Below are 25943 nucleotides of genomic sequence, written 5' to 3'. Positions count from 1 at the left end.
GGATCTCTATATCCCGCCAGATGCGCTGGAGGTGTTTCTCGAGGCGTTCGAGGGGCCGCTGGATCTGCTGCTCTATCTGATTCGCAAGCAGAACATTGACATCCTGGATATTCCGGTTGCGGAGATCACCCGCCAGTACATGGGCTACGTCGAGCTGATGAAGGCGGTGCGTCTGGAGCTGGCTGCCGAATACCTGGTGATGGCCGCGATGCTGGCGGAAATCAAGTCGCGTATGCTGCTGCCGCGTTCGGCTGAGGTGGAAGAAGACGAGCTCGACCCGCGTGCCGAACTGATACGCCGGTTGCAGGAATACGAGCGCTTCAAGGCGGCCTCCGAAGATCTCGATCAATTACCACGTGTCGGTCGCGAGCTACATGTGCCGCGACTGGATGCGCCGGATGCACGGGCGCGCAAGCTGTTGCCCGAGGTCAGTTTGGAGGAGCTGCTGATCTCCATGGCCGAGGTGTTGCGCCGTGCCGACATGTTCGAAAGCCATCAGGTCACGCGCGAAACGCTGTCGACTCGTGAGCGCATGAGCGATGTGCTGGAAAGGCTCAAAGGCGGCGCTTTCGTTCCCTTTGCCGCTCTGTTCACGATCGAGGAAGGTCGGCTTGGCGTAGTGGTCACGTTCATGGCGGTGCTCGAACTGATCAAGGAATCCTTGGTCGAGTTGGTGCAGAACGAACCCTTCGCGCCGATTCATGTTCGAGCTCGGGTCGAATAGTTGTTTGTGCGATTTATGGATGAGCCGAGGTAGTCAAGGTTGAATCTTTCCGATCCCAAGGATCTCGCTTCGCTGCTCGAAGCTTTTCTGCTGGCGGCGGGCAAGCCGATGTCGATCGACCGAATGGCCGAGCTGTTCGAAGAAGCTGAGCGGCCCGCGCCGGCACTGTTGCGCAAAGCACTGGAGGTGCTCGACAAGTCCTGCAAGGGGCGTGCGTTCGAACTGAAGGAGGTTGCCAGTGGCTATCGCCTGCAGGTTCGCGAGCGCTTTTCGCCCTGGGTGGGGCGGCTCTGGGAGGAGCGGCCGCAGCGCTATTCGCGCGCCTTGCTGGAGACCCTGGTGCTGATCGCCTACCGGCAACCGATTACCCGGGGCGAGATCGAGGACATTCGTGGCGTCGCGGTTAACAGTCAGATCGTCAAGACACTGCTGGAGCGCGAATGGGTGAGAGTGGTTGGCCATCGCGACGTTCCGGGGCGACCGGCCATGTTCGCCACCACCAAGCAGTTTCTCGATCACTTCAACCTGAAGAACCTCGACGAGCTGCCACCGCTGGCGGTGCTGCGTGAAATGGAGCCCGAGCCGCTGCCAGTGGATGTGGAAGAAGCGCCCGTGCCGGTGGCGTTGCAGGCTCGTGCAGATCTCGAACAGGAACCGGAGGAGGCCTCTCGCGGGCAAACCAGCTTTCGCAGCCTGCTGGCCGAGCTGGACAGCATGGAAACAGGTCTCAAAACCGACTTCGACGACCTGCGTGACGAAGCGGACGACGAAAGCCAACGTCTTCCAGACGAGGATCGCCGCGATTATTGATCCGCGGACTGCCGGCCTGCCAGATAGCTGCTGTAGTCGGGGATGCTCAGGGAGTGGGCTTCATCGAGCAGAGGGCTCGACAATAGATAGTCGGCGCTGCTCTCGTTGGCCGCCAGCGGGATGTTCCACACGGCGGCAACCCGCAGCAGCGCTTTCACATCTGGATCATGGGGCTGCGGTTCGAAGGGATCCCAGAAGAACACCAGCATGTCGATCCGTCGCTCGGCGATGCGTGCGCCGATTTGCTGGTCCCCGCCCAGCGGGCCGCTGATCATGCATTCCACCGGCAGCGCCAGGCGCCGTTCAATCAGTAGGCCCGTGGTTCCGGTCGCGAGCAGTTCATGCCTTGCCAGCCGCTCTTTCTGCCGGTCGGCCCATTCCAGCAGACGCTCCTTGCAGTGATCGTGCGCTACTAGCGCAATGCGCTTGCGGGCGGGCAGTGTCGCGGTAACGAAATCGATACGGTTCATGTTCTTCCCTGGCTGATTGGGCGGTAGGGCCGAAGCGCTGACTACGGCGCCTCGTGCAGGGCGCGGCAGGTATCCAGCATCCGATTGGAAAATCCCCACTCGTTGTCATACCAGGCCATCACTTTCAGCAGTCGTCCGCTAACCTTGGTGTGGTTGGTGTCGAAAATCGACGACATCGGATTGTGGTTGAAATCACAGGAAACCAGCGGCAGCGAGTTACAGGCCAGTATGGGCGAGCGTCGGCTGGCGTCCAGCATCAGTGCATTGACTTCCTCTGCAGTGGTTTCCTGGCTGAGCTCCAGGGTCAGGTCCACCAGCGATACGTTGATCACCGGCACCCGGACGGCCATGCCGGTCAGCTTGCCGGCCAGCTCCGGCAACACCAGGCCAACGGCTTCGGCGGCACCGGTCTTGGTCGGGATCATCGACTGAGTGGCCGAGCGAGCGCGGTAGGGGTCACTGTGATAAACGTCGGACAGGTTCTGGTCGTTGGTATAGGCGTGGATAGTGGTCATCAGCCCGTGCTCGATACCGTATTCGCGTGACAGCGCCTGTGCGACCGGAGCCAGGCAGTTGGTGGTGCAGGATGCATTGGAGATGATCTGATGCGACTGGCGCAGAATGTCGTGATTGACGCCGTAGACGATGGTGGCATCGGCGCCGGAAGCCGGAGCGGAGATGATGACCTTGCCGGCGCCGGCCTGCAGGTGAGCGCTGGCTTTCTCGCGGGAGGTAAATAGACCGGTACACTCGAAGACCACATCGACTTCGTGCTGGCGCCAAGGCAGTTCTGCCGGGTTGCGGATCGCCGTCACGGCGATCGAATCTCCATTGACTATCAGCCGATCATCGCCGACCTCGATTTTTGCGTCGAAATGACCATGGACGCTGTCGTACTGCAAGAGGTGGGCATTCATCGCCGAGCTGCCGAGGTCGTTGATCGCCACGACCTGCAGATGTTCGCGGTAATCGTGGCTGTACAGGGCACGGAGGACGTTGCGTCCGATACGGCCGAAGCCGTTGATGGCGATACGAATGGTCATAATGAGTCCCTGGCGGAATTTGTTGTAGGAATTACAAGATTATTCCTGTCAAAATAGAAATCAAGCCCAAATACATGTTGTTTTGTTGGTAAAACTACAGATTCATGAGCAGGAGTGATGGCATGCACCCGCGGATTCAAGAAGTTACCGAACGTTTGATCGAGCGCAGCCGTCCGTCGCGGCAGCGCTACCTTGCCCAGATGGCCGGCGCGGCGAGCGATGGGCCTCAGCGCGGCAAGCTGCAATGTGCCAACTTCGCGCACGGTGTGGCGGGTTGCGCATCGACCAGCGACAAACAGCAGCTGCGGCTGATGAACGAGGCCAACGTGGCGATCGTCTCGGCGTACAACGACATGCTGTCGGCGCACCAGCCGTACGAGCATTTTCCGGAGATCATCAAGCAGGCGTTGCGAGACGTCGGCTCGATTGGCCAGTTCGCCGGCGGCGTACCGGCCATGTGCGATGGCGTGACCCAGGGCGAGGCGGGAATGGAAATGAGCCTGGCCAGTCGCGAGGTGATTGCTATGTCGACCGCTATCGCACTGTCACACAACATGTTTGATGCGGCGCTGTATCTGGGCATCTGCGACAAGATCATCCCGGGCTTGATGATCGGTGCCTTGCGCTTCGGCCATCTGCCGGCCGTGTTCGTACCGGGCGGGCCGATGCCATCGGGCATTCCCAACAAGCAGAAGGCCGAGGTTCGCCAGCGCTACGCCGAAGGCAAGGCCAGTCGTGAAGAGCTGCTGGAGTCGGAAATGCTGTCCTATCACAGCCCGGGCACCTGCACCTTCTATGGCACGGCGAACACCAATCAGGTGGTGATGGAAATCATGGGGCTGCACCTGCCGGGCTCGTCCTTCGTCAATCCCTATACCCCGTTGCGCGACGAGCTGACCCGCGAGGCGGCGCGCCAGGTCGCTCGCCTGACCCCGCAGTCCGGCAACTACTTGCCACTGTGCAAGATCGTCGACGAGAAGGCGATCATCAACTCGGTGGTGGCCCTGAACGCCACGGGCGGCTCGACCAACCACACCTTGCATATTCCGGCTTTCGCCCAGGCGGCGGGAATCCAATTGACCTGGCAGGATATGGCCGATATTTCCGCGGTGACGCCGACACTGGCCAAGGTCTATCCCAATGGCCAGGCCGACGTGAATCATTTCCATGCCTGTGGCGGGGTGCCTTTCATGGTGCGTACGCTGCTCGATGCCGGCCTGTTGCACGAAGACGTTTATACCGTGGTGGGTCAGGGGCTCAAGCAATACACCCAGGAACCTTTCCTCGAAGACGGACGGCTGGTCTGGCGAGAGGGCCCGCAAGATAGCCTCGATGAAGCCATCCTGCGTCCCACCGGTCGTCCGTTCTCGCCCGAGGGCGGCTTGCGCGTACTGGAAGGCAACCTCGGGCGTGGCGTGACCAAAATTTCCGCGGTCGCTCCGGAGCACCGTGTGGTCGAGGCACCAGCGCGAGTGTTCAGTGACCAGGCGGAGTTGGCGCAGGCATTCAAGAACGGCGAGCTGGAAAAGGACTTCATCGCCGTGGTGCGCTTCCAGGGGCCGAAGGCCAACGGCATGCCGGAGCTGCACAAGCTGACGCCGTTCCTCGGCGTGCTACAGGATCGTGGCCATAAGGTGGCGCTGGTTACCGACGGACGCATGTCTGGTGCATCGGGCAAGGTACCGGCGGCGATTCACGTCAGTCCCGAGGCGCTCGATGGCGGTCCGTTGTGCCGAGTGCGCGACGGTGATGTCATTCGTGTCGACGGTGACACGGGCGAACTCCGTGTGCTGGTTGATCAGGCCGAGTTCGATGCCCGCGAGCGGGTGATGGCACCGAACGATTTGGGCATCGGTTGCGGCCGCGAGCTGTTCGGCTTTCTCCGTGCCGCGTTCAGCCCGGCGGAGAAGGGCGCGAGCGTGTTTACCGAGGAGCTGGAGGCGCTCAAGTGACGGCACTGGTAGGCGATATCGGTGGCACCAATGCCCGCTTCGCGCTGTGGCGTGATCAGCAGATCGAGTCGGTGAGGGTGTTGCCGACCATTGATTATCCGCGTCCTGAAGATGCCATCCGCGCTTATCTGCGCGGCGTCGGGCAGAGTGTCGAAGCGCTGCAGGCGGTCTGTCTGGCCTGTGCCGGCCCGGTTTCCGGCGACGAGTTCGTCTTCACCAACAATCACTGGCGCCTGAGTCGCAAGGCCTTCTGCCAGGACCTTGGCTTGAGCGATCTGTTGCTGATCAACGACTTCACCGCGATGGCGCTGGGCATGACCCGGCTGGGTGACGACGAACTGATTACCGTCTGTGAAGGCCATTCCGAGCCGGGGCGTGCGCGTCTGGTGATCGGGCCGGGGACCGGCCTCGGGGTTGCCACGCTGCTGCCGATGCCAGACGGTAGCTGGCATGCTTTACCTGGCGAAGGGGGGCATGTTTGCCTGCCGGTCGGCAGTGTTCGTGAAGCCGCGCTCTGGCAGCACCTGCACGAAAAGCTCGGTCATGTGAACGCCGAAGCTGTGCTCAGCGGTGGTGGCTTGCTGGAGCTGTACCGAGCCAGCTGCGCGCTGGATGGCGAGCCTGCAACCCTGACGACTCCGGCAGAAGTGACAGCGGCTGCGTTGAGCGGTGATGCAACCGCTGCAGCGGTGTTGGAACAATTCTGCGTATCGTTGGGTCGGATTGCCGGCGATAACGTGTTGACCACCGGTGCGCGCGGTGGTGTCTATGTGGCTGGCGGTATAGTGCCGCGTTTCGTCGAGTTCTTCATGCGCAGCGGTTTTCGTCAGAGCTTTCGCGACAAAGGTTGCATGAGCCGCTATTTTGACGACGTCCCAGTCTGGGTGGTGACGGCCGATTATCCTGGTCTGGAGGGCGCTGGCGTCGCGCTGCAGCAGTTGCTGGAGGTCGTGCCGACTGGGCCTTGAACGGCCTTGAAACGATATATAACAAGAGAAGGGATGCCGGGTGAGCCAGGCTGGAAGATCGATTCTGCTGGTCGATGACGACCAGGAAATTCGCGAATTGCTGGAAACCTATCTGAGCCGTTCGGGCTTTAGAGTGCGCACCGTTGCCGACGGCGCGCAGTTTCGCGAAGCCATGGGCGGGGATACGCCGGATCTGGTGATTCTCGACGTCATGCTGCCGGACGAAGACGGCTTCAGTCTCTGCCGTTGGGTGCGTGGACACCAGCGGCTGGCACAGATGCCGATCATCATGCTGACCGCCAGTTCCGACGAGACCGACCGCGTCATCGGCTTGGAGCTGGGCGCGGACGACTACCTGGGCAAGCCCTTCAGCCCGCGGGAATTGCTGGCGCGAATCAAGGCCCTGTTGCGCCGGGTCAGCTTCGCTCATGAGCGCGGTAGCGATGTGCTGGCCTTCGACGAATGGCGGCTGGATATGGTCAGCCACCGGCTATTTCATCAGGACGGCGAGGAGGTGCTGTTGTCCGGTGCCGACTTCGCCTTGCTCAAGCTTTTTCTCGATCATCCGCAGCAGATACTCGACCGCGACACCATCGCCAACGCGACTCGTGGCCGCGAGGTGATGCCGCTCGACCGAATCGTCGACATGGCGGTCAGTCGTCTGCGCCAACGCCTTCGGGATACCGGCAAGTGCCCACGATTGATTCGTACCGTTCGCGGCAGTGGCTACCTGCTCGCCGCCCAGGTGTTGCCGCATCATGACTCGCTCGGCTAGGCGTCGCTGGTTGCTGGTGCCGCGTTCGCTGCTTGGACGGATGCTTTTTCTGACCCTGCTGGTGGTGTTGCTGGCACAGGCGTTGTCGAGCTTCATCTGGGTGTCGCAACTGCGCGCCAGTCAAATGGAGGGATTGCTGACCAGTGCACGCAGTCTGGCGCATTCAATGGCCGCCAGCGTCAGCTATTTCCGTTCGCTGCCGCTGGGCTATCGGCCGCTGGTGCTTGATCAATTGCGCAGCATGGGCGGTACGCGCTTTTTCGTATCGCTGAACGACAAGCCGCTGGAAATGCAAATCTTGCCACCCACCGAACGCAAGCAGGCGGTGCTGGCGCAGGTCGACGAGGTGCTGCGTGAACGCTTGGGCAAAAGTGTCGATATGTCGGTTAACTTTGTCAGTCCGGACGACCTGCGTATTTTCAATGGCGGACTGAAGCTCGACGAACTGCCGCGATCCTGGGCACATTACGCATTGAGCCTGGAACCGCTGAATCCGCCCGTGCTGGTCACGCAGATCCAGATCGCCCCTGACGAGTGGCTCTATCTTGCTTCGCTGATGCCGGCGCCGTACGTCAGCCTCGAAGACCAAGGAATCCCTAACCAGCAACTCTGGTTCATCTTTCTCACTACCAGCTTTCTGCTGTTGTTCATCGGCATCCTCGTTCACTGGCAGAGCCGTCCACTCAAACACTTGGCGCGCGCGGCGCGAGAAATGTCGCTGGGTAGCGAGGTTGAGTTGCTGCCGGAAGCGGGCGGCAGCGAGGTGGTCGAGGTCAGTCGGGCGTTCAACAGCATGCGCGAACGCATCGGTCGCTACCTGACCGAGCGTAGCCAGTTGTTCAGCGCGATCTCCCATGATTTGCGCACCCCAATCACGCGGCTGCGGCTGCGTGTTGAACTACTGGATGACGAGACGCTCCAGGGCAAATTCAGCCGGGACCTCGACGAGCTGGAGTTGCTGGTCAAAGGCGCTTTGCAATGCGTCAAGGACACGGATATTCACGAAAACATCGAACCGCTCGATCTCAATTTGCTGCTTGATTGCGTCACCGAGCCCTACTTGGCACCCGCCGGGAATGGACGCGTGACAGTTCAGGGCCGGGCGCTCGCGCCTTATGCCGGCAAGCCGTTGGCGCTAAAGCGTTGCATCGGCAACCTGCTGGACAACGCGTTGAAGTATGGCGAGCGGGCGCATCTGTTTATCGAGGACGACAAGAACATCTTCGTTTTGCACGTTGACGATGAAGGCCCTGGCGTGCCGGAAACCTGGCTGAAGCAGGTATTCGAACCGAACTTTCGCTTGGCGGCCAAGCAACCCGGCTATGGTCTCGGACTCGGTATCGCACGCAATATCGCCCACAGCCATGGTGGCGAGGTCAGCCTTTGCAACCTGCAAGAAGGCGGGCTTCGCGTGACCTTGCGTCTGCCCCGCAAGCTCGAGTGAATGTCACCAGGTGGTGACGATGGTCGGCATGTTCGTTACCCGACCGGTTCCGAGTGCCCGCTAGACTCCGGCAACGGGTCGATGAGTTGGCCGATGCACCGTGAAGGGCAAAACGCTTCTGCCCTTGAGCGGCCCGAACTCATATAAATGCTCACAGTTCTCCACGCTGACCGCTCACGGTCATTGGCAACGACATACTCGCTCGCACGGAAAAATAATAATGAAAACCGCTGAATTATCCTCAAGCAGCTGGCTGCAGAAGCCTGCCCATTTGGCGTGGTTGGCTGACGAAGGCATGCGTCTGCTGCCGTTCGCCAGGGCTTCGCGAGTCGACCAAGGATTCGCCGCACTCGATGCGAGCGGGCACCTCCCGGAACACGCCTGCGCCGAGTTGATCCACACCACGCGCATGACCCATTGTTTCGCCCTGGCGCATATCCAGGGTATTCCCGGATACGCCGAGCTGGTCGACCACGGGCTCGCCGCGCTGCGAGGCGCCTTGCACGATGCCGATTTCGGCGGTTGGTTCGCCGATGCAACGCGCACGGGCGACAAGTCGGCATACCTGCATGCCTTCGTTGCCCTGGCTGCCAGTTCCGCGTTGGCTGCTGACCGTTCTGCAGCGTTGACCTTGCTGGACGAGGCGATCGCGGTCCTCGAGACGCACTTCTGGAGCGACGAGGAGGGCGCCTTACGTGAAAGCCTGAGCCGTGATTGGCAGCAGGAAGAGCCTTATCGCGGCGCCAACAGCAATATGCATGCTACCGAGGCCTTTCTTGCCCTGGCCGACGCCACTGGCAACACGGTGTGGCTGCTACGCGCCCTACGCATCGCGGAGCGGCTGATCCACGGCCATGCGGCGGCAAGTGGGTATGCAGTGGTCGAGCATTTCGATCATGAATGGCGTCCGCTGCCGGACTATAACGACGGTAACCGTGCCGACCCGTTTCGCCCCTACGGCAGCACACCGGGCCATAGTTTCGAGTGGGCGCGCCTGCTGCTGAACCTGGAGGCTGCCTTGGAGCATGCCGGACTCGTTGCGCCCGGATGGTTACTGGATGACGCCTGCGAGTTGTTCGCCAAGGCCTGCCGTGATGCCTGGAACGCGGACGGTGCTCCCGGGTTGGTGTACTCGCTCGATTGGGAGAGCCAGCCCGTGGTGCGCGCGCGCTTGCATTGGGCGCACGCCGAAGCCAGCGCAGCGGCCGCGGCGCTGCTCAAACGCACGGGCTCTGCGGTTTATGAGGACTGGTACCGCTGCTTCTGGGAGTTCTCTGCGAGCCACCTCATCGATCTGAAAAACGGCAGCTGGCACCATGAGCTCGATAGCGGAAACCGACCGGGGAGTAGCATCTGGCCGGGCAAACCCGATCTCTATCACGCCTATCAGGCCGTATTGTTGCCTCGCCTACCTCTGACGCCGAGCCTGGCAACGGCCCTCGCTGCTGTGTAACGGAGCGGTGACACACGCGCATCCCTTCGTTACGTCTTAAGGTATTTACCCGACTTAGAATCCAATGCAGCGCAAGCCTTGAGCTTGCATGCATAACAACAAGAAAAGGTATCCAAATGAACGCGATAACTCGCCTCGCCACAGTTGTTTCTCTCGCCTCCCTGTTTCCCCTCTCGGCACTGGCTGCCGATTCCAAGGGCACTGTTGAAGTTGTCCACTGGTGGACGTCCGGAGGGGAGGCCGCCGCTGTGAATGTCCTGCGCGACTTGGTCAACAAAGAAGGCTTTACCTGGAAAGACGGCGCAGTCGCTGGCGGCGCAGGCTCCGCGGCCATGACCGTACTGAAGACACGTGTGGTATCCGGCAATCCACCCGGCGCAGCGCAGATCAAGGGCCCTGATCTGCAGGAGTGGGGCGCTCTCGACCTCCTGAGCCCGCTCGATGAAGTGGCCGAGGCCAATAACTGGGATGGCCTGCTGTCGAAGACCGTGTCCAACACCATGAAATATGACGGCCACTACGTCGCGGTGCCGGTGAATATTCACCGCGTCAACTGGCTGTGGATCAATCCGAAGGTGTTCGAGAAGGCCGGGATCGACAAGGCGCCCACCACCCTCGAAGAACTCTATGCCGCGGGTGACAAGCTCAAGGCTGCCGGCTTCGTGCCATTGGCTCACGGTGGCCAGCCGTGGCAGGACAGCACGGTTTTCGAAGGCCTGGTGTTGGGCATCATGGGCGCCGATGGCTATCACAAAGCCTTCGTCGAGCATGACGAGGCGACCCTTACCAGTCCGCAGATGACCGAAGTGTTTACCGCGCTGAAAAAACTCTCCACGTACATGGACGACAATCGTGCCGGCCGTGACTGGAACCTCGCCACTGCACAAGTAATCGACGGCAAGGCCGGGATGCAAATCATGGGCGACTGGGCGAAGAGCGAATGGACTGCTGCCGACAAAGTGGCAGGCAAGGACTATCAGTGCGTACCGATGCCCGGCACCGCTGGCAGCTACACCTACAACATCGACTCCATCGCTATGTTCAAGCTCAAGGACGAAGGCGACGTCGCGGCGCAGCATGCCTTGGCACGGATCGCCCTGGAGCCCGAATTCCAGTATGTGTTCAACCAGAACAAGGGTTCGATTCCGGTACGTTCCGACTTGGACATGAGCAAGTTCGACAGCTGCGCACAAGCCTCGATGAAGGACTTCAAGGAAGCCGACCAAAATGGCCAATTGGAGCCGAGCATGGCGCATAGCATGGCCACCAACTTGGCGGTGCAGGGCGCGATCTTCGATGTCGTGACCAACTTCATGAGCGAGAAGAACGCCGATCCGAGCAAAGCCGGGGCGCAGCTCTACGCGGCGATCAAGTCCGCCCAATAGGCTGACTAGGGCCGATGTTCCGCGGCCCTTTCTCCTTCGTCAAAGCTTCCCGCGACAGGACTGCGGACCTGTCGTAGGGAGCGCTTGGCCCGGATTTCACTTCTGACTGGTAATGCCCGATGAGTGTCGCGACGGTAATGACCAAGCCCTCACCCCTGGATGCGCTTCAGCGCTGGCTTCCTAAATTGGTGGTGGCACCGACCATGTTGGTGGTCTTGGTCGGCTTCTATGGCTACATCCTCTGGACGCTGGTGCTGTCCTTCACCAACTCCAGCTTCATGCCGAGCTACAAGTGGGTCGGCTTGCAACAGTACGCCCGCTTGATGGAAAACGAGCGCTGGTGGGTGGCGAGCCAGAACCTGCTGGTATTCGGCGGTCTGTTTATTGGCATCAGCCTGGTGATCGGTGTGTTTTTGGCGGTGTTGCTGGATCAACGCATCCGCCGTGAAGGCTTCATCCGGACCGTCTATCTGTACCCGATGGCTTTGTCGATGATCGTCACCGGGACCGCCTGGCAATGGTTGCTCAACCCAGGTCTTGGCATCGACAAAATGCTTCGTGACTGGGGTTGGGAAGGTTTTCGCTTCGACTGGCTGGTCGACCCAGACCGTGTCGTTTATTGCCTCGTGATTGCGGCGGTATGGCAGGCCTCCGGCTTCGTCATGGCGCTTTTTCTAGCCGGGCTACGCGGCGTCGACCAATCCATCGTGCGTGCGGCGCAGATCGACGGTGCCAGCCTGCCGAGCATCTACATGCGCATCGTCCTGCCGAGCCTTCGGCCGGTGTTCTTCAGCGCCGTGATGATCCTCGCTCACATCGCTATCAAGAGTTTCGATCTGGTGGCGGCGATGACAGGGGGAGGGCCCGGGTATGCGTCCGACCTGCCCGCGATGTTCATGTACAACTTCACGTTCAGCCGCGGCCAGATGGGCATCGGCTCCGCCAGCGCGATGATGATGCTGGGCGCGATCCTGGCGATCCTGGTGCCGTATCTCTACTCGGAACTGCGGAGCAAGCGTCATGACTAGGACATTCAGCCCGAGCCGTCTGGCCATCCACGCCACGCTGCTGCTGGCGGTTGTGTTGTATCTGGTGCCGCTTGTGGTGATGTTGCTGACCAGCTTCAAGACGCCCGACGACATCCGCACCGGCAACTTGTTGTCCTGGCCTGAGGTGTTCACGGTGATCGGCTGGGTCAAGGCCTGGGGCGTGGTCGACGGGTTCTTCTGGAACTCGGTGAAAATCGCCGTACCCGCCGTTCTGATCTCCACAGCGATTGGAGCCTTGAACGGCTATGTCTTGTCGATGTGGCGCTTCCGCGGTTCCCAGCTGTTTTTCGGGTTATTGCTGTTCGGCTGCTTTTTGCCGTTCCAGACCGTGTTGCTGCCTGCCTCGTTCACGCTCGGAAAGTTCGGTCTGGCCAACACCACGGCCGGCCTAGTGCTGGTGCATGTGGTCTACGGGATCGCCTTCACCACGCTGTTCTTCCGCAACTACTACGTGAGCGTACCTGACGCCTTGGTCCGTGCGGCACGCCTGGACGGTGCTGGATTCTTCACTATCTTCGGGCGAATTCTGCTGCCCATGTCGACGCCGATCATCATGGTCTGCCTGATTTGGCAGTTCACCCAGATCTGGAACGATTTCCTTTTCGGCGTGGTGTTTGCCAGCGGCGACTCGCAGCCGATCACCGTGGCGTTGAACAACCTGGTCAACACCAGTACCGGTGCCAAGGAATACAACGTCGATATGGCTGCGGCAATGATCGCCGGGCTGCCAACGCTGGTGGTGTACATCCTCGCCGGCAAGTATTTCCTGCGTGGGCTCACGGCCGGCGCGGTCAAGGGTTAGGAGAACGACATGGCTGCACTTGAACTTTGCAACGTCCGCAAGAGCTATCCGGGTAGCTCCAACGACACCTTGAAAGATATCGACCTGAAGATCGAGGACGGCGAATTCCTAATCCTGGTTGGCCCTTCAGGTTGCGGAAAATCAACCTTGATGAACTGCATTGCCGGGCTCGAGGACATTACCGGCGGAGAGATCCGTGTGGACGGGGCCGACATTAGCGGCGCAAGCCCCAAGGATCGCGATATCGCCATGGTGTTCCAGTCCTACGCGCTGTACCCGACCATGACCGTTCAGGAAAACATTGCCTTCGGCCTGAAGATGCGAAAGGTGCCGGCGGCGAAGATCGACGAGGAAGTGTCGCGAGTCGCCCAGCTGCTGCAGATCGAGCACCTGCTGGGGCGCAAGCCGTCGCAGCTATCCGGTGGTCAGCAACAGCGCGTGGCGATGGGCCGTGCACTGGCGCGGCGGCCAAAGATCTACCTGTTCGATGAGCCCTTATCGAACCTCGACGCCAAGCTTCGGGTCGAGATGCGCACCGAGATCAAACTGATGCATCAGCGGCTGAAGACCACCACGGTGTATGTCACCCATGACCAGATCGAAGCGATGACTCTCGGTGACAAGGTCGCAGTGATGAAGGATGGCGTCGTCCAGCAGTTCGGTACGCCTAAAGAGATCTACAACAATCCAACCAACCTCTTCGTTGCCATTTTCATCGTTTCACCGCCGATGAACTTCATTCCGCTGCGACTGATCAAGCAGGGCGGCGCCTGGCAGGCGCTGCTGGACAGCGGTCAGGACCGTTGCGAGTTGCCACTGCGCCTGGCTGATGGCGAGTCGTTGGAAGGCCGCGAGGTGATCCTGGGTATCCGTCCGGAGCAGATCACGCTCGGCGCTGGCGGCGGTCTGCCGTCCCTGTGGGCCGAAGTGCAGGTAATTGAGCCCACCGGGCCCGACACCATGGTCTTCGTCGAGCTCAACCAGACCAAGGTCTGTGTTCGTCTCGCTCCGGACGCGGCGCCCGCGCCTGGCTCCAGCCTGGATCTGCTGTTCGAGCCAGACAAGGTGTTGTTGTTCGACGCACAGACAGGCGAGCGGCTGGGTATCACCCAAGGAAACGGCTCCGCTGGGCATAACGGCATCGTCACCCGGTTGGTAGCTCGTTGATCGGAAGTGTGAGGAAAAGGACCGGTCGCGGTATATCTGCGTACCGGCGCAGGTTTCGTCTGAATGTTATTGATGTGCCTGGTTTTTCGGCGACGCGGGCGAGCCCGGATCGCTAAAGTTCGAACCGCAGCACGCAGGTAGCTGGCATGCGGATCGTAAGGAGAGCCTTCACCGGCTCGATCCAACGGCAGTAACAACAATAAGAGCTAATTGGAGCGGATATGAAAAAAACCACACGCCTGGGCCTCGCGGTATCGCTGGCGAGCCTCGCCATGCCATTCACCGTTCAGGCATTGGATTTCAACGGTTACGTGCGCAGCGGCGTAGGCGAATCGAGCGGTAGCGCTTCGCAAGCCTGTTTCCAGCTGCCGGGAGCCCCGTCCAAGTTCCGTCTCGGTAACGAGTGCGAGCAGTACGCGGAGCTGGGACTGCGTCAGGACCTGTTCACGCTGAGCGATGGTTCGGTGCTGAGCGTCGAGGGTATGGCGGCGCTCTACAACGAATATGACCACACACCGAAGTTCACCGGCGACCATGGCTGGGCGCGGATGGTGCAAGCCTACGCCGAATGGAGCAAGGTGCCGGCACTCAATGGTGGTTCGTTGTGGGCGGGGCGGCGTTTCTACAAGCGGAACGACATCCATATCTCCGACTTCTACTACTGGAACCAGAGTGCCACTGGTGCCGGTATCGAAGACATGGAGATCGGCGGGCTGAAGTACAGCTACGCATTTTCCCGCAAGGACAACGTGTTCCAGGAAAACTACATCAACCGTCACGATTTCAACGTCGGGGGCTTCGACAGCAACCCCGGCGGCGAACTGGAGTTCGGTGTCAGCTACATTGACGAGCCGGATCGTGAGGATGCCAACAGCGGCTGGGCCGTTACTGTGCAACACAAGCAGGTTGGTTTCCTGGGCGGCAGCAACACCTTCGCTCTCCAGTACGGCGAAGGGCCGGGTACCGGTCTCGGCTATACCGGCGACGTGACGCTGGGCAGCAGTGACAAGAGCTGGCGGGCGGTCGAATACTTCGACTGGCAGGTCACGCCGCGTTTCGGTGGGCAGTTCCAGGCCGTGTACCAGAAGGACAAGCGCCAAGGCGGCGGCGATCAGGACTGGATCTCGGTTGGCGTGCGCCCGGTTTATGCCTTGAGCGACCAATTCAAGCTGGTCGCCGAGCTCGGGCATGATCAGATCGATGCACCGGAAGGCACCCGAAAGCTGACCAAATTCACCGTGGCGCCCACGTGGTCACCGGCTGGCCCCGACTTCTGGGCTCGTCCTGAGGTGCGCCTGTATTACACCTATGCCCAGTGGAACGAAGCGGCACAGGACGCGGCCAATCTGATGGCAGCCGGTAGTGCGCTGTCCGACACCGGCGCCTTTGGTGGCGACCAACACGGTTCGAATTTCGGCGTGCAGGTCGAGTACTGGTGGGACTGATCGAGCCGATAGTCCGATTCGGTTAGAACCTCCAGGCGAAGAGGGCCTCTACTTAGCCAAGGCGGTAGGGTCCTCAGGCTGATCGGAGGTGGTTTTGGGCGACAAGGCGAAGAATCCGTGCGTCAGCATTTGCAAGCTCAAGGACGACGTCTGCATCGGCTGCGGTCGCAGCCGGGACGAGATGAAAGCCTGGAAGAGCATGAAGAACAAGGAGCGCAAGGTGGTCAACGCGCTAGCCGTCGGGCGGCTGAAGGCGTTGAACAAAGCGCGGAAGAAAAAGCAGTGATCAGCTTTCTTCGGCCGGATAGCGGGTGGCCATCAGGCTCTCCTTGATTTTGCGCAGATGTGGTTGGAAATCGACCCCACGCCGCAGGGTGACACCGGCTGCCAGCGCGTCGAGCACGGTCAACTGGATGATCCGCGAGGTCATCGGCATATAAATGTCCGTGTCTTCCGGCAAGGGTATGTCTAGGCTCAGCGTGCAAACTTTGGCCAATGGCGAGTCGGCAGCGGTCAGTCCCAGAACGGAAGCTCCGTTGTCACGCGCAATCGACGCGGCCTCCACCAGCTCGCGCGTGCGACCGGTGTAGGAGATGATTACGAACAGATCGCCGGTATGCGCTACGGACGCCAGCATCCTTTGCATGAGCACGTCGCTATGAGCCGTCACCGGTAGGTTGAATCGAAAGAACTTGTGCTGGGCATCCAGTGCTACCGATGCGGACGCACCAAGGCCGAAGAAATGGATCTGCCGCGCCTGGATCATCAGGTCCACGGCATGGCTGATGACTTGTGGATCGATCGCCTGACAAGCGCTGTCTAGTGATGCGATGGCGCTGCCGAAGATCTTTCGTGTGTAGGCCTCGGGGCCATCATCCGCCTCTACCGCACGGCTGACATAGGCTGCGCCGCTCGCCAGGCTCTGGGCCAGCTGGATCTTGAGCACCGGATAACCGGCGGCGCCGAACGACCGGCAGAAACGATTGACCGTCGGCTCACTGACCTTCGCCGCTTGTGCCAGCGCCGCAATACTATAGCGAGTGGCCTGTTGCGGGTCGCTCAGTATCACCTCGGCGACCTTCCTTTCCGCTTTGTTCAGCTCGTCGAGCCGATTTTTTATCTGTTCCAAGAGATTTTTCATGCGATCCATGTCTCTTCTTTCAAGGGGCCGTGCTCGCGGCGGCTGTGAGATGCCATCCAGAGCGCGAAAAAAACAGGTTATGTTGTTTTAATAACAACATTATGCGCTTAAACTGCGCTAACGAATCTGTCATGCAGCTTAATTTGGTTAGTATAAAAAACATGCCTGCTATTACTGTTGACGCGACCACCTTTGCTTTGTTCGGCGCTCTGGGCGATTTGGCACTGCGCAAGCTGTTTCCCGCACTTTACCAGCTAGACCGAGCGGGGCTCCTTCATAGCGATACGCGCATATTGGCGCTTTCGCGGGATAAAGGAGAGCCTGCCGTCCATCTGGAGCGGATCGATCAGGCATTGCGACGGTACATCCCTGCCGCGCAACTGGACGAAACGGCGCTCGCGCGCTTTCAGACGCGGCTGGAATACTTCACGATGGATTTCCGCGACGCACATGATTATGCGGCGCTGGCTGAGGCGGTGTCGTCTGACATGCCCTTGATTGCGTATTTCGCCACGCCTGCCTCGGTTTACGGTTCGATCTGCGAACACCTCGCTGCGGTCGGATTGGCCGAGCAGACCCGCGTCGTGCTGGAAAAACCCATCGGACACGATCTTGAATCCTCGCGCGTGGTCAATGACGCGGTCGCAAAGTACTTTCCCGAAACCCGGATTTACCGGATCGACCACTACCTTGGCAAGGAGACGGTACAGAACCTGATCGCACTGCGCTTCGCCAACAGCCTGTTCGAGACCCAGTGGAATCAGCACCACATTTCTCACGTCGAGATTACCGTCGCCGAGACGGTCGGCATCGAAGGGCGATGGGGGTATTTCGATCAGGCCGGACAGCTGCGCGACATGATCCAGAACCATCTGCTGCAGCTGTTGTGCCTGATCGCGATGGATCCGCCGAGCGACCTCACCGCCGACAGCATTCGCGACGAGAAGGTCAAGGTACTCAAGGCGCTGGCACCGATCACGCCGGAACGCCTCGGTCAGCAGGTAGTGCGCGGCCAGTATGTGGCTGGTTCGGTCGGCGGCAAGGCGGTTCCAGGGTATTTGGAGGAGGAAAACTCCAACGCCGAAAGTAGCACCGAGACCTTCGTCGCGCTGCGTGCCGATATCTGTAACTGGCGCTGGTCGGGCGTGCCGTTCTATCTGCGTACCGGGAAACGCATGGCCGAAAAGGTCTCGCAGATCGTCATCCATTTCAAAGAGCCACCATTTTATATTTTCGCGCCTGAGCAGCGTTCGCTGATCAGCAACCGGCTGATCATCCGCTTGCAGCCGGACGAGGGCATCTCGCTGCAGGTGATGACCAAGGAGCAGGGGCTCGACAAGGGCATGCACCTTCGCAGTGGGCCGCTGCAGCTCAACTTCTCCGAGACCTACAAGAGCTCGCGCATTCCCGATGCCTATGAGCGCCTGCTGTTGGAGGTGATGCAGGGCAATCAGAATCTGTTCGTGCGCAAAGACGAAATCGAATACGCCTGGAAATGGTGTGACCAGCTCATCGATGGCTGGTCGCGCCTCGGTGACGCACCGAAGCCCTATCCCGCCGGGTCATGGGGGCCGGTCGCGTCCATCGCCCTGATCACTCGTGATGGGAGGTCTTGGTATGGCGATCTCTGAACTTGAACTGCCTTCGGGCGTAGTTGCACATAGCCTCGCTGATCCCGATCAGATGGCCCGGGCGTTGGCTGATCGGGTCGCCGAGGCGCTGAGCTACGCTGTAGCGACTCATGGCTGTGCCAGCCTGGTGGTGTCTGGCGGCCGCAGCCCCATCGCCTTTCTAGAGGCATTGTCGACTTGCCCACTGGACTGGGCGAAGGTGCAGGTGAGTCTCGCTGACGAGCGGTGGGTCGATGTCAACGATGCCGACAGCAACGAAGGGCTGGTTCGCCGCCATTTGTTGCAGAATGCCGCAGCCGATGCGCAACTGCTCGGTCTGTATCAGCCGGCCGAAACACTTGAGCAGGCCGCTCGGCTGGCTAGCCACCGATTGGATGATCTGCACCAGCCCATTGATGTACTGGTGCTCGGTATGGGCAACGACGGTCATACCGCTTCGTTGTTTCCGAACAGTCCATTGCTGGCCCAAGGGCTCGATCCAGATGGGGCAGCCCATTGCCTGCCGATGCAAGCACCTGTCAGCCCGGAACAGCGCATCAGCATGACCTATTCATTGCTGGCCACCGCGCGGGTTCAGTGCCTGGCCATCCAAGGGCCGGCCAAGCTGGAAACCCTGCGTCAGGCAATGCAGCTCGAAACCTTGCAGATGCCCATCCGCGCATTTCTGCATTCCCCGTTAGAGATCTACTGGTGCCCGTGAGGCCCGAGGACTTTCCATGACCATGGACCAGAAAAACGCACTGATCGAAAAGATCTGTACCGAAGCCCGAATCCTTCCAGTCATCACCATAGGCAGCGAGGAGCAGATCTTGCCGTTGGCCGATGCACTCGCCGCGGGCGGCCTGAAGGCGTTGGAGATCACGCTGCGCTCGGCACACGGCCTCACTGCCATCCGTCGCCTGCGTGAAGAGCGGCCTGAACTCTGTGTGGGCGCAGGCACGGTGCTAGACAAGCGGATGATGGACGAAGTCGAGGCAGCAGGCGCGCAATTCATCGTCTCGCCGGGTTGCACGGATGAGTTGTTGCAAGCGGGCGTGAACAGCTCGGTGCCGTTGTTGGCTGGCATTAGCAATGCGTCGGACATCATGCGCGGCTACGCACTCGGCTACCGCCGTTTTAAGCTTTTCCCAGCCGAGGTATGCGGTGGTGTTGCGGCAATCAAGGCACTCGGTGGACCCTTCGGTGATGTTCGCTTCTGCCCGACTGGGGGCGTCAATGCGAGCAACGCGGCGCAATACCTGGCATTGCCCAACGTGATGTGCGTTGGCGGAACCTGGATGATTGACGGCGCGGCACTGAAGAACGGTGACTGGGCAGCGATTCAGCAAGCGACGGCTGACGCACTGGCGGCGCTGGATAAACGCTGAGCCTGTAATCACCTGGCGCGCCGCTCTGCGCGCACCTTGGTTCGGGCTGCTAACCTTCCTAGTGCTTTGGTGAGCCGGGCCGCGTATAGTGCGCGGCCTTTCTATCGGAACTGCCACACCGGGAGGTGCCCAGATGACCGAACACGACGATGAAACCCCTCATATTGCCCACGGCGAAAAGCTGCAGAAGGTCCTGGCCAGAATTGGCCTGGCTTCGCGCCGCGACGTGGAGAACTGGATTGCCGCTGGCCGGGTCAAGGTCAACGGCGCCGTAGCGACGCTGGGTCAGCGCGTCGATCTGCATGATGCGATCGCGGTCGATGGTCGCTTGCTCAAGCGCGAAGAAGCCGCTGAAGTGGTTCGCCGTGTCCTGATCTACAACAAGCCGGATGGCGAGATTTGCACTCGTGATGACCCAGAGGGTCGCCCGACGGTTTTTGATCGCCTGCCCCGTCCGAAAGAAGGGCGCTGGATCAATATCGGTCGTCTCGATATCAATACGACCGGCCTGCTGCTATTCACCACTGACGGCGAGCTGGCCAATCGCCTGATGCATCCGTCCTATGAGATGGACCGTGAGTACGCAGTGCGCGTGCGTGGTGAAGTCGACGACGAGATGATCGAGCGCCTGAAAACGGGCGTCATGCTTGAAGACGGGCCGGCGCGATTCACCGATATTCAGCAAGCGCCCGGTGGGGAAGGCTTCAATCATTGGTACCACTGCGTGGTGATGGAGGGGCGCAACCGCGAGGTGCGCCGTCTTTGGGAGTCTCAAGGTCTCGTCGTCAGCCGGTTGAAGCGTGTGCGCTTCGGGCCGGTGTTCATGACTTCGGACCTGCCTATGGGGCGCTGGCGCGAGATGTCTCAGAGCGAAGTCGACATCCTCAGCGAGGAGGTGGGGCTCAAGCCGGTGGCGCTACCGGGGATGAAAGCGAAGACCAAGGAGAAGCTCGACCGTATGCAGCGCAAGGTGGCCAAGCCTATCGGACGCGGCGAGCGCCGCCCCAGGGTTCTGCGCTCGGCTCATGAAGCGGATGCATCGAGTGGTGGCAATAACGGTCGTCGTACGCGCAACGATCAGCCGGCGCGCAAACCGCGTGACGCCGATGAACGCAGCAAACCGAGTCGCGGCACACCCGTGGCGGAGCGGCCGAGTACTGTCGGGCGCAATCGCGGCAAACCGTCGCCCGCCAAGCGCAATGGGCCGCCGGCCTCTGAAGGGCAGCGTCCTGGCTTCGGACGCGGTGATCGCTCCAAACGTCCTTGAGCTGTGGATGCAAGCTAAATGAGAAGGGCGGGGCCATAATGGCCCCGCCCTTTTTTTTTCGCCAGCCATTCGAGCGAATGCTATACCGAGGCCGCGCACATTCGATTGCGTCCGTCGCGTTTGGCTTGATACAGCGCCTGATCGGCCCGACGCAGAAGCGCTTCCTGCGACTCGGATGATTGATAAGTGGCGCAGCCAAGGCTAGCCGACAACCGGACCTGCTTTTCCCCAACGAGAAAACACAGGTTCTGGATGGCGGCTCTGATTCGCTCGGCTACAACAGCGGCCGCCTCAAGCCCGGTGTTGGATAACACCAGAACAAACTCTTCGCCGCCAAAACGAAAAACCATGTCCACGTTGCGCAGCTGCTCTTTAAGCAAGAGGGCGGTCGCTTTCAGTGCGGCGTCTCCCGCCTGGTGTCCGTGGGTGTCGTTAAGGGTCTTGAAATGATCCATGTCCAACATGATGACTGACATGGCCTGATCATGGCGTCGGGACAGCTCAATTTCCCGAGCCAGGTTTTGCTCCAGGGCCATGCGGTTCCCCGCGCCCGTCAGCGAATCTTTGAGCGAGGCCTGAAGGGCATGCCGGTAGAGCAGAGCATTGCGCAATGGAAAGAGCATGCAGTTAACAGCGCTTTCGAGCTGCTCCAGCGCCAACATGGATAACTGATATTGGCTGAACAGGCGGAGCTCGCCGAGAGAGTCGGCTTGGTTGGACAGCGAATAGTTCACGACGAATCCCTCGGCTTCGCCAAACTGAAGGTTGGAGTCAGTGCCGACATGGCGATAGGACAGGCCGCGCAACGGGACCAGGTTGCAGACTTCGTCAAAAAAGAACCCCAATAACCTGTCAATCTCCAGGCTGGTCTGCAGGCGTGATGCCAGATTACGTAACAGCTCGGAAAGGTCGAGCTGACGTATCGATAGCGGCTTGTTGAAATTGACCTCCAGACGCCGGACGCGAGCGGTCTCGATATCGGTGGTATTGTCCTGCTTCTCTGGCAGCATAAAGTGAACCTCGAACGCAATTGGCGCTGGTAGAGGTTCTAAAGCGAATTTAATGCCAGTTCAAGAATGTCTTTTTGTATCAAAGACTTAGCGTAATTTTTCTGGCGTTACGGCAAAGAGTTGCCAGCGGAACGGCGGAGTGATGCCAATATGACATGCCCACCGTTACGAAGTGCCGGAAAACAGGCGCTTTGGATGGTGTAAGTTACTGAGCGTTCAACGCCTGGCCGTTGATGCCCGTGCTGTCTGGCCCCATCAGATAGAGATAGACCGGCATGATATCTGCCGGTAGCGGGTTGACCGCCGGATTTTCCCCTGGGTAAGCCTTTGCGCGCATGTCCGTACGAGTCGCGCCCGGATTGACGCTATTGCTGCGCACGGATGCGGTGCCATCAAGTTCATCAGCCAACACCTGCATCAACCCTTCGGTCGCGAACTTCGATACGGCATAACCGCCCCAATAGGCGCGGCCTTTCCGCCCAACGCTGCTCGAGGTGAAAACAACCGAGGCGTCGTTCGACAATTTGAGCAGGGGGAGCAGACTACTGGTGAGCATGAAGGCAGCGTTAACGTTCACCTGCATGACTCGCATGAAGTTGTCGCCGGACAACTGTTCGATCGGTGTGCGCGGGCCGACGATGCCTGCATTGTGCAGCAAGCCATCGAGTCGCCCGAACTCTCGCTCGACGGTCGCTGCTAGTTCGTCGTACTGGTGTGGTAGGGCGGTTTCCAGGTTGAGTGGTATGACCGCCGGCTGCGGCCCGCCGGCGGCTTCGATCTCGTCGTATACCCTGTTGAGGTTGTCCTCGTTCTTGCCCAGCAGCAGGACGGTCGCACCGTGCGCGGCGTAGGCTTTGGCGGCGGCTTCGCCAATCCCGCGGCCTGCGCCGGTGACCATGATGATCCTATTCCTGAGCAGGTCGGGGCGGGCCGAGTATTTGAACATCTGAAGCCTCATGTAATCGTGGGTGACACCCACCGGGTGTTATCAATAAAGTGGCCGGGCGACGAGTCAGCTATTCCCGGTCGTACGATGCAGCAAGGCAAGCAATTCAAGGGGATGATCAACGACCATGTCCGCTCCCCAGGTATCCGGGTCGTCATCGGGGTGGACATACCCATAACGCACCGCTGCCGTACGGCTCCCTGCTGCGCGTCCGGACTCGATGTCGCGTAAATCGTCACCCACGAACAGCACGGTCGAGGGGTCGAGATCTAGTTGGCTGCATGCCAGCAACATTGGTTCCGGGTCGGGTTTGCTCTTGCTGACGTGGTCGGGGCAGACCAGCACGGCAGAGCGCGAAGCGAGGCCCAGCTGATGCATGATCGGCTCGGCGAAGCGCAACGGCTTATTGGTAACCACCCCCCAGATAAGATTTGTCTTTTCGATCTCGACCAGTAACTCCTCCATACCCTCATACAGGCGGCTTTCGACGGCACAGTGCTCCTGATAGCGGTCCAGGAATTCGAGCCGCAGCACTTCGAACTCATCAGACAGGGGATCGACATCAAAGGCGCTGAGCACCATAGCCCGAGCTCCGCCCGAAACGACGTCGCGGACCTGCTGGTCCGGAACGCGATCAAGGCCGCGTGCCAGACGCATGGCCTGTGCGACAGCGATGAAATCCGGCGCGGTGTCCAGCAGCGTGCCGTCCATATCGAATAACACTGCACGCAGACGCATCAGGCCTCCCGAAGCGTCTGGATCATGTAGTTCACATCCACATCCGGCGACAGCTTGTAATGTTTCGTCAATGGATTATATGTCAGGCCGATAATGTCCTGGACTGCAAGCCCGACCTCGCGGCTCCATGCGCCGAGCTCCGATGGGCGAATGAACTTACGAAAGTCGTGGGTGCCCCGCGGCAGTAGTTGCAGAAGATACTCGGCACCTACAATGGCGAATGCATAGGCTTTCGGGTTGCGGTTGATGGTTGAAAAGAACACTTGCCCGCCAGGTTTCACCATCTTGTGACAAGCGCGAATAACGGAGGCTGGATCGGGAACATGCTCAAGCATCTCCAGGCAGGTCACGACATCGAATTGCTCTGGTGACTCTTCGGCCAGCGCCTCGGCAGTAATTTGTCGATAGTCGATTTCCAGGCCGGACTCGAGCAAATGCAGTCGTGCAACGGACAGAGGGGCTTCGCCCATGTCGATCCCAGTCACTGTAGCGCCGCGCTGGGCCATGGCTTCACTGAGAATCCCACCGCCGCAGCCCACGTCCAAAACCTTCTTGCCGGCTAGCGAGACATGCTCGTCGATCCAGTTGACCCGAAGCGGATTGATCTCGTGCAGCGGCTTGAACTCACTTTCCCGGTCCCACCAGCGGTGAGCCAGGGCTTCGAATTTGGCGATTTCGGCGTGGTCGACGTTGCTCATGATCCGTTCCGTTTGAAAGCTTGAGGGAGAAGCTTGAGCTGCAAATGCTCATGTTGCCACCTTCTGTCAGACGAAGAGGCTTTGGTGAAGCGCTTCGTGTACGTCAGTTTGTCGCAGCACCGCATGAGCGGTGCTCGTTTAATGCTTAGCGCCGATCTTCTTCCCCCAAGCCTTGGCTGTGGCAATTAGGTGCTCTTCATCCATACGGATCAGTCGACGATCATCGACCAACTGCTTGCCGCCCACCCATACATGGCGTACGCAATCTCGACCGCTGGAATAGATCAGTTGGGAGACAGGGTCGTAGACGGGCTGTTGCGCAAGGCCTGATAGATCGAATGCCACCATGTCTGCGAATTTTCCTATCTCCAGTGATCCGGTGTGATCGTCCAGTCCGAGAGCGCGAGCGCCATTGAGCGTTGCCATGCGTAACGCGCGATGGGCATCGAGAGCCGTCGCCGATCCTGCGACGGCTTTGGCAAGCAGCGCGGCGGTACGGGTTTCGCCCAGCAAGTCGAGGTCGTTATTGCTGGCTGCGCCGTCGGTCCCTATGCCGACATTGATTCCGGCCTCCCAGAGGCGTTCGACTGGGCAAAAGCCGCTGGCTAGTTTCAAATTGGACTCAGGGCAGTGAATGACGCTGCAATTGTGTTCAACCAGCAAGGCGATATCTTCGTCATCGATCTGGGTCATGTGGACGGCTTGAAAACGTGGGCCTAAAAGCTGCATGCGGGCCAGCCGAGCCAGTGGGCGTTCGCCATGCTTGCTCAGTGACTCTTCTACCTCGTGCGCTGTTTCATGGACGTGCATATGAATGCCGATGTCCATTTCCGCGACAAGGGTTCGAATGTTTTCCAGCGTGCCGTTTGCCACCGAGTAGGGCGCATGTGGACCGAATGCGATACTCAGGCGAGGATGATGCTTGAGGTCGTCGTACAGCGCGACGCCTTTGCGAAGCGCTTCGTTGGCGTCGCGCGCGCCTGGGATAGGGAAGTCCAGCACTGGGATCGCTATCTGTGCACGAATGCCGTGCTTGTGCACGAGCTGACTGACTACGTCTGGGAAGAAATACATGTCAGAAAAACAGGTGACACCGCTTTGAAGCAGCTCCGCGATCGCCAGCTCGCTTCCGGCTTGTACGAATGCCTCGTCTACCCACCTGCTTTCCGCTGGCCAAATGTGCTCGCGCAGCCACGTCATCAGTGGCAGGTCGTCGGCCAGTCCGCGAAACAAGGTCATGGCGGCGTGCCCATGAGCATTGACAAGCCCTGGGGCCAGGAGCATTCCGGTGAGGTCCCGTGTTTCGCGGGCAATGTATTGGACTGCCTCCTCGCGAGGCGCTATCAGCACGATGCGGCCGTCACGGATGCCTAATGCATGGTTCTTCAGGACAACACCGGCTGGCTCGACCGGGACGAGCCAAGTTGGAAGCAGCAATAGGTCGAGCGGATCGGCAGGTGTATGCGGCATTTGGGTCATCGATTGATCTAAAGAAGGGCCCAGTGTAAAGCCTGTCGAAGGTACTTTGAAGGAAGCCGGAGGAAACTCTACCGTCGGCAAACTGGGCAGGCCTATCTATATGCACGTACGTAGCCATTTGCCCCGTAGAGAAAACTGAAAACAACCGTTGACGTGGTTTTGTGAGTGCCTATAATGCG

Annotated in this window: 25 protein-coding genes; 17 read left to right on the top strand and 8 right to left on the bottom strand. The window is 59.9% G+C overall.

What is annotated here, in order from left to right; all coding sequences use genetic code 11:
• The first annotated feature begins 25 nt into the window (after positions 1-25).
• A complete protein-coding gene (locus tag MCB86_RS02650) occupies positions 26-724 on the top strand; it encodes a ScpA family protein (protein ID WP_239609702.1) in 699 nt (232 codons plus the stop codon).
• Positions 725-763: 39 nt separating this feature from the next.
• The gene (gene scpB / locus MCB86_RS02645) at positions 764-1534 is read left to right on the top strand and encodes an SMC-Scp complex subunit ScpB (RefSeq protein ID WP_239609635.1); all 771 of its coding nucleotides are present in this window, start codon (positions 764-766) and stop codon (positions 1532-1534) included.
• Here scpB and MCB86_RS02640 read toward each other — a convergent pair.
• Together MCB86_RS02640 and gap are read right to left on the bottom strand one after the other, a co-directional pair.
• Entirely contained in the window at positions 1528-2004 is a 477-nt protein-coding gene (locus MCB86_RS02640) for a methylglyoxal synthase (protein ID WP_045162600.1), read from the bottom strand. The genes scpB and MCB86_RS02640 overlap by 7 nt on opposite strands.
• 41 nt (positions 2005-2045) lie before the next feature.
• Complete coding sequence (gene gap, locus MCB86_RS02635; RefSeq protein ID WP_239609633.1) at positions 2046-3047, bottom strand: type I glyceraldehyde-3-phosphate dehydrogenase; 1002 nt, start codon at positions 3045-3047, stop codon at positions 2046-2048.
• A 122-nt stretch (positions 3048-3169) separates the two neighbouring features.
• Here gap and edd point away from each other — a divergent pair, with 122 nt between their 5' ends.
• The 11 genes from edd (at position 3170) to MCB86_RS02580 (ending at position 15773) form a co-directional block, all read left to right on the top strand.
• Positions 3170-4999: a phosphogluconate dehydratase gene (edd, locus tag MCB86_RS02630; RefSeq protein WP_239609631.1), complete on the top strand. Its 1830-nt coding sequence runs from the start codon at positions 3170-3172 to the stop codon at positions 4997-4999.
• Positions 4996-5967, top strand: a complete 972-nt coding sequence (locus tag MCB86_RS02625; RefSeq protein WP_045162597.1) for a glucokinase — start codon at positions 4996-4998, stop codon at positions 5965-5967. Before edd ends, MCB86_RS02625 begins: the two co-directional genes overlap by 4 nt.
• 40 nt (positions 5968-6007) lie before the next feature.
• Complete coding sequence (locus MCB86_RS02620; protein ID WP_045162596.1) at positions 6008-6742, top strand: response regulator; 735 nt, start codon at positions 6008-6010, stop codon at positions 6740-6742.
• 16 nt (positions 6743-6758) lie between these two features.
• Positions 6759-8186: an ATP-binding protein gene (locus MCB86_RS02615; protein WP_196298665.1), complete on the top strand. Its 1428-nt coding sequence runs from the start codon at positions 6759-6761 to the stop codon at positions 8184-8186.
• Positions 8187-8406: 220 nt separating this feature from the next.
• Positions 8407-9639, top strand: coding sequence for an AGE family epimerase/isomerase (locus tag MCB86_RS02610; protein WP_239609629.1), 1233 nt, complete (start codon positions 8407-8409; stop codon positions 9637-9639).
• A gap of 116 nt (positions 9640-9755) precedes the next feature.
• Positions 9756-11024: an ABC transporter substrate-binding protein gene (locus MCB86_RS02605; protein ID WP_239609626.1), complete on the top strand. Its 1269-nt coding sequence runs from the start codon at positions 9756-9758 to the stop codon at positions 11022-11024.
• A gap of 119 nt (positions 11025-11143) precedes the next feature.
• Entirely contained in the window at positions 11144-12052 is a 909-nt protein-coding gene (locus tag MCB86_RS02600) for a sugar ABC transporter permease (RefSeq protein ID WP_239609624.1), read from the top strand.
• Entirely contained in the window at positions 12045-12875 is an 831-nt protein-coding gene (locus tag MCB86_RS02595; RefSeq protein ID WP_045162592.1) for a carbohydrate ABC transporter permease, read from the top strand. Before MCB86_RS02600 ends, MCB86_RS02595 begins: the two co-directional genes overlap by 8 nt.
• Positions 12876-12884: 9 nt before the next feature.
• Positions 12885-14042 (top strand): sn-glycerol-3-phosphate ABC transporter ATP-binding protein UgpC, encoded by a 1158-nt coding sequence (ugpC, locus tag MCB86_RS02590; protein WP_239609621.1) that lies wholly within the window; start codon positions 12885-12887, stop codon positions 14040-14042.
• Between the two features lie 221 nt (positions 14043-14263).
• Complete coding sequence (locus MCB86_RS02585) at positions 14264-15487, top strand: carbohydrate porin (RefSeq protein WP_045162590.1); 1224 nt, start codon at positions 14264-14266, stop codon at positions 15485-15487.
• Positions 15488-15581: 94 nt separating this feature from the next.
• Positions 15582-15773 carry a DUF1289 domain-containing protein gene (locus MCB86_RS02580; protein ID WP_045162589.1) on the top strand — a complete coding sequence of 64 codons (192 nt, stop codon included), beginning with the start codon at positions 15582-15584 and terminating at the stop codon, positions 15771-15773.
• Here the strand turns inward: MCB86_RS02580 and MCB86_RS02575 are convergent, their stop codons facing one another.
• Positions 15774-16628 carry a MurR/RpiR family transcriptional regulator gene (locus MCB86_RS02575; protein WP_196298663.1) on the bottom strand — a complete coding sequence of 285 codons (855 nt, stop codon included), beginning with the start codon at positions 16626-16628 and terminating at the stop codon, positions 15774-15776.
• A gap of 161 nt (positions 16629-16789) precedes the next feature.
• Here MCB86_RS02575 and zwf point away from each other — a divergent pair, with 161 nt between their 5' ends.
• From zwf to rluB, 4 genes are all read left to right on the top strand, one after another.
• On the top strand, positions 16790-18259 hold the full coding sequence (gene zwf / locus MCB86_RS02570) for a glucose-6-phosphate dehydrogenase (RefSeq protein ID WP_045162671.1): 1470 nt from the start codon (positions 16790-16792) through the stop codon (positions 18257-18259).
• A complete protein-coding gene (pgl, locus tag MCB86_RS02565) occupies positions 18246-18959 on the top strand; it encodes a 6-phosphogluconolactonase (protein WP_239609618.1) in 714 nt (237 codons plus the stop codon). The genes zwf and pgl overlap by 14 nt, the downstream gene beginning before the upstream one ends.
• Before the next feature lie 16 nt (positions 18960-18975).
• Entirely contained in the window at positions 18976-19626 is a 651-nt protein-coding gene (locus tag MCB86_RS02560; RefSeq protein ID WP_045162586.1) for a bifunctional 4-hydroxy-2-oxoglutarate aldolase/2-dehydro-3-deoxy-phosphogluconate aldolase, read from the top strand.
• Between the two features lie 133 nt (positions 19627-19759).
• Complete coding sequence (gene rluB / locus MCB86_RS02555; RefSeq protein WP_239609615.1) at positions 19760-20893, top strand: 23S rRNA pseudouridine(2605) synthase RluB; 1134 nt, start codon at positions 19760-19762, stop codon at positions 20891-20893.
• An 80-nt stretch (positions 20894-20973) separates the two neighbouring features.
• On the opposite strand, the gene MCB86_RS02550 is transcribed toward rluB, so the two are convergent.
• The 5 genes from MCB86_RS02550 to MCB86_RS02530 form a co-directional block, all read right to left on the bottom strand.
• Complete coding sequence (locus tag MCB86_RS02550; protein ID WP_239609613.1) at positions 20974-21903, bottom strand: GGDEF domain-containing protein; 930 nt, start codon at positions 21901-21903, stop codon at positions 20974-20976.
• 205 nt (positions 21904-22108) lie between these two features.
• Positions 22109-22849 (bottom strand): YciK family oxidoreductase, encoded by a 741-nt coding sequence (locus tag MCB86_RS02545; RefSeq protein WP_239609610.1) that lies wholly within the window; start codon positions 22847-22849, stop codon positions 22109-22111.
• A 66-nt stretch (positions 22850-22915) separates the two neighbouring features.
• Entirely contained in the window at positions 22916-23587 is a 672-nt protein-coding gene (gene mupP, locus MCB86_RS02540) for an N-acetylmuramic acid 6-phosphate phosphatase MupP (RefSeq protein WP_045162582.1), read from the bottom strand.
• Positions 23587-24285 (bottom strand): bifunctional 2-polyprenyl-6-hydroxyphenol methylase/3-demethylubiquinol 3-O-methyltransferase UbiG, encoded by a 699-nt coding sequence (gene ubiG / locus MCB86_RS02535; protein WP_239609608.1) that lies wholly within the window; start codon positions 24283-24285, stop codon positions 23587-23589. The genes mupP and ubiG overlap by 1 nt, the downstream gene beginning before the upstream one ends.
• Before the next feature lie 138 nt (positions 24286-24423).
• Positions 24424-25755, bottom strand: a complete 1332-nt coding sequence (locus tag MCB86_RS02530; RefSeq protein WP_239609700.1) for a TRZ/ATZ family hydrolase — start codon at positions 25753-25755, stop codon at positions 24424-24426.
• Between the last annotated feature and the right edge of the window lie 188 nt (positions 25756-25943).

It is taken from the genome of Pseudomonas sp. KSR10, assembly GCF_022355455.1.
GTDB lineage: Bacteria > Pseudomonadota > Gammaproteobacteria > Pseudomonadales > Pseudomonadaceae > Stutzerimonas > Stutzerimonas stutzeri_E.
Note: the sequence above shows the minus strand (reverse complement) of the source record. Positions and strands in the feature narration are given on the sequence as shown.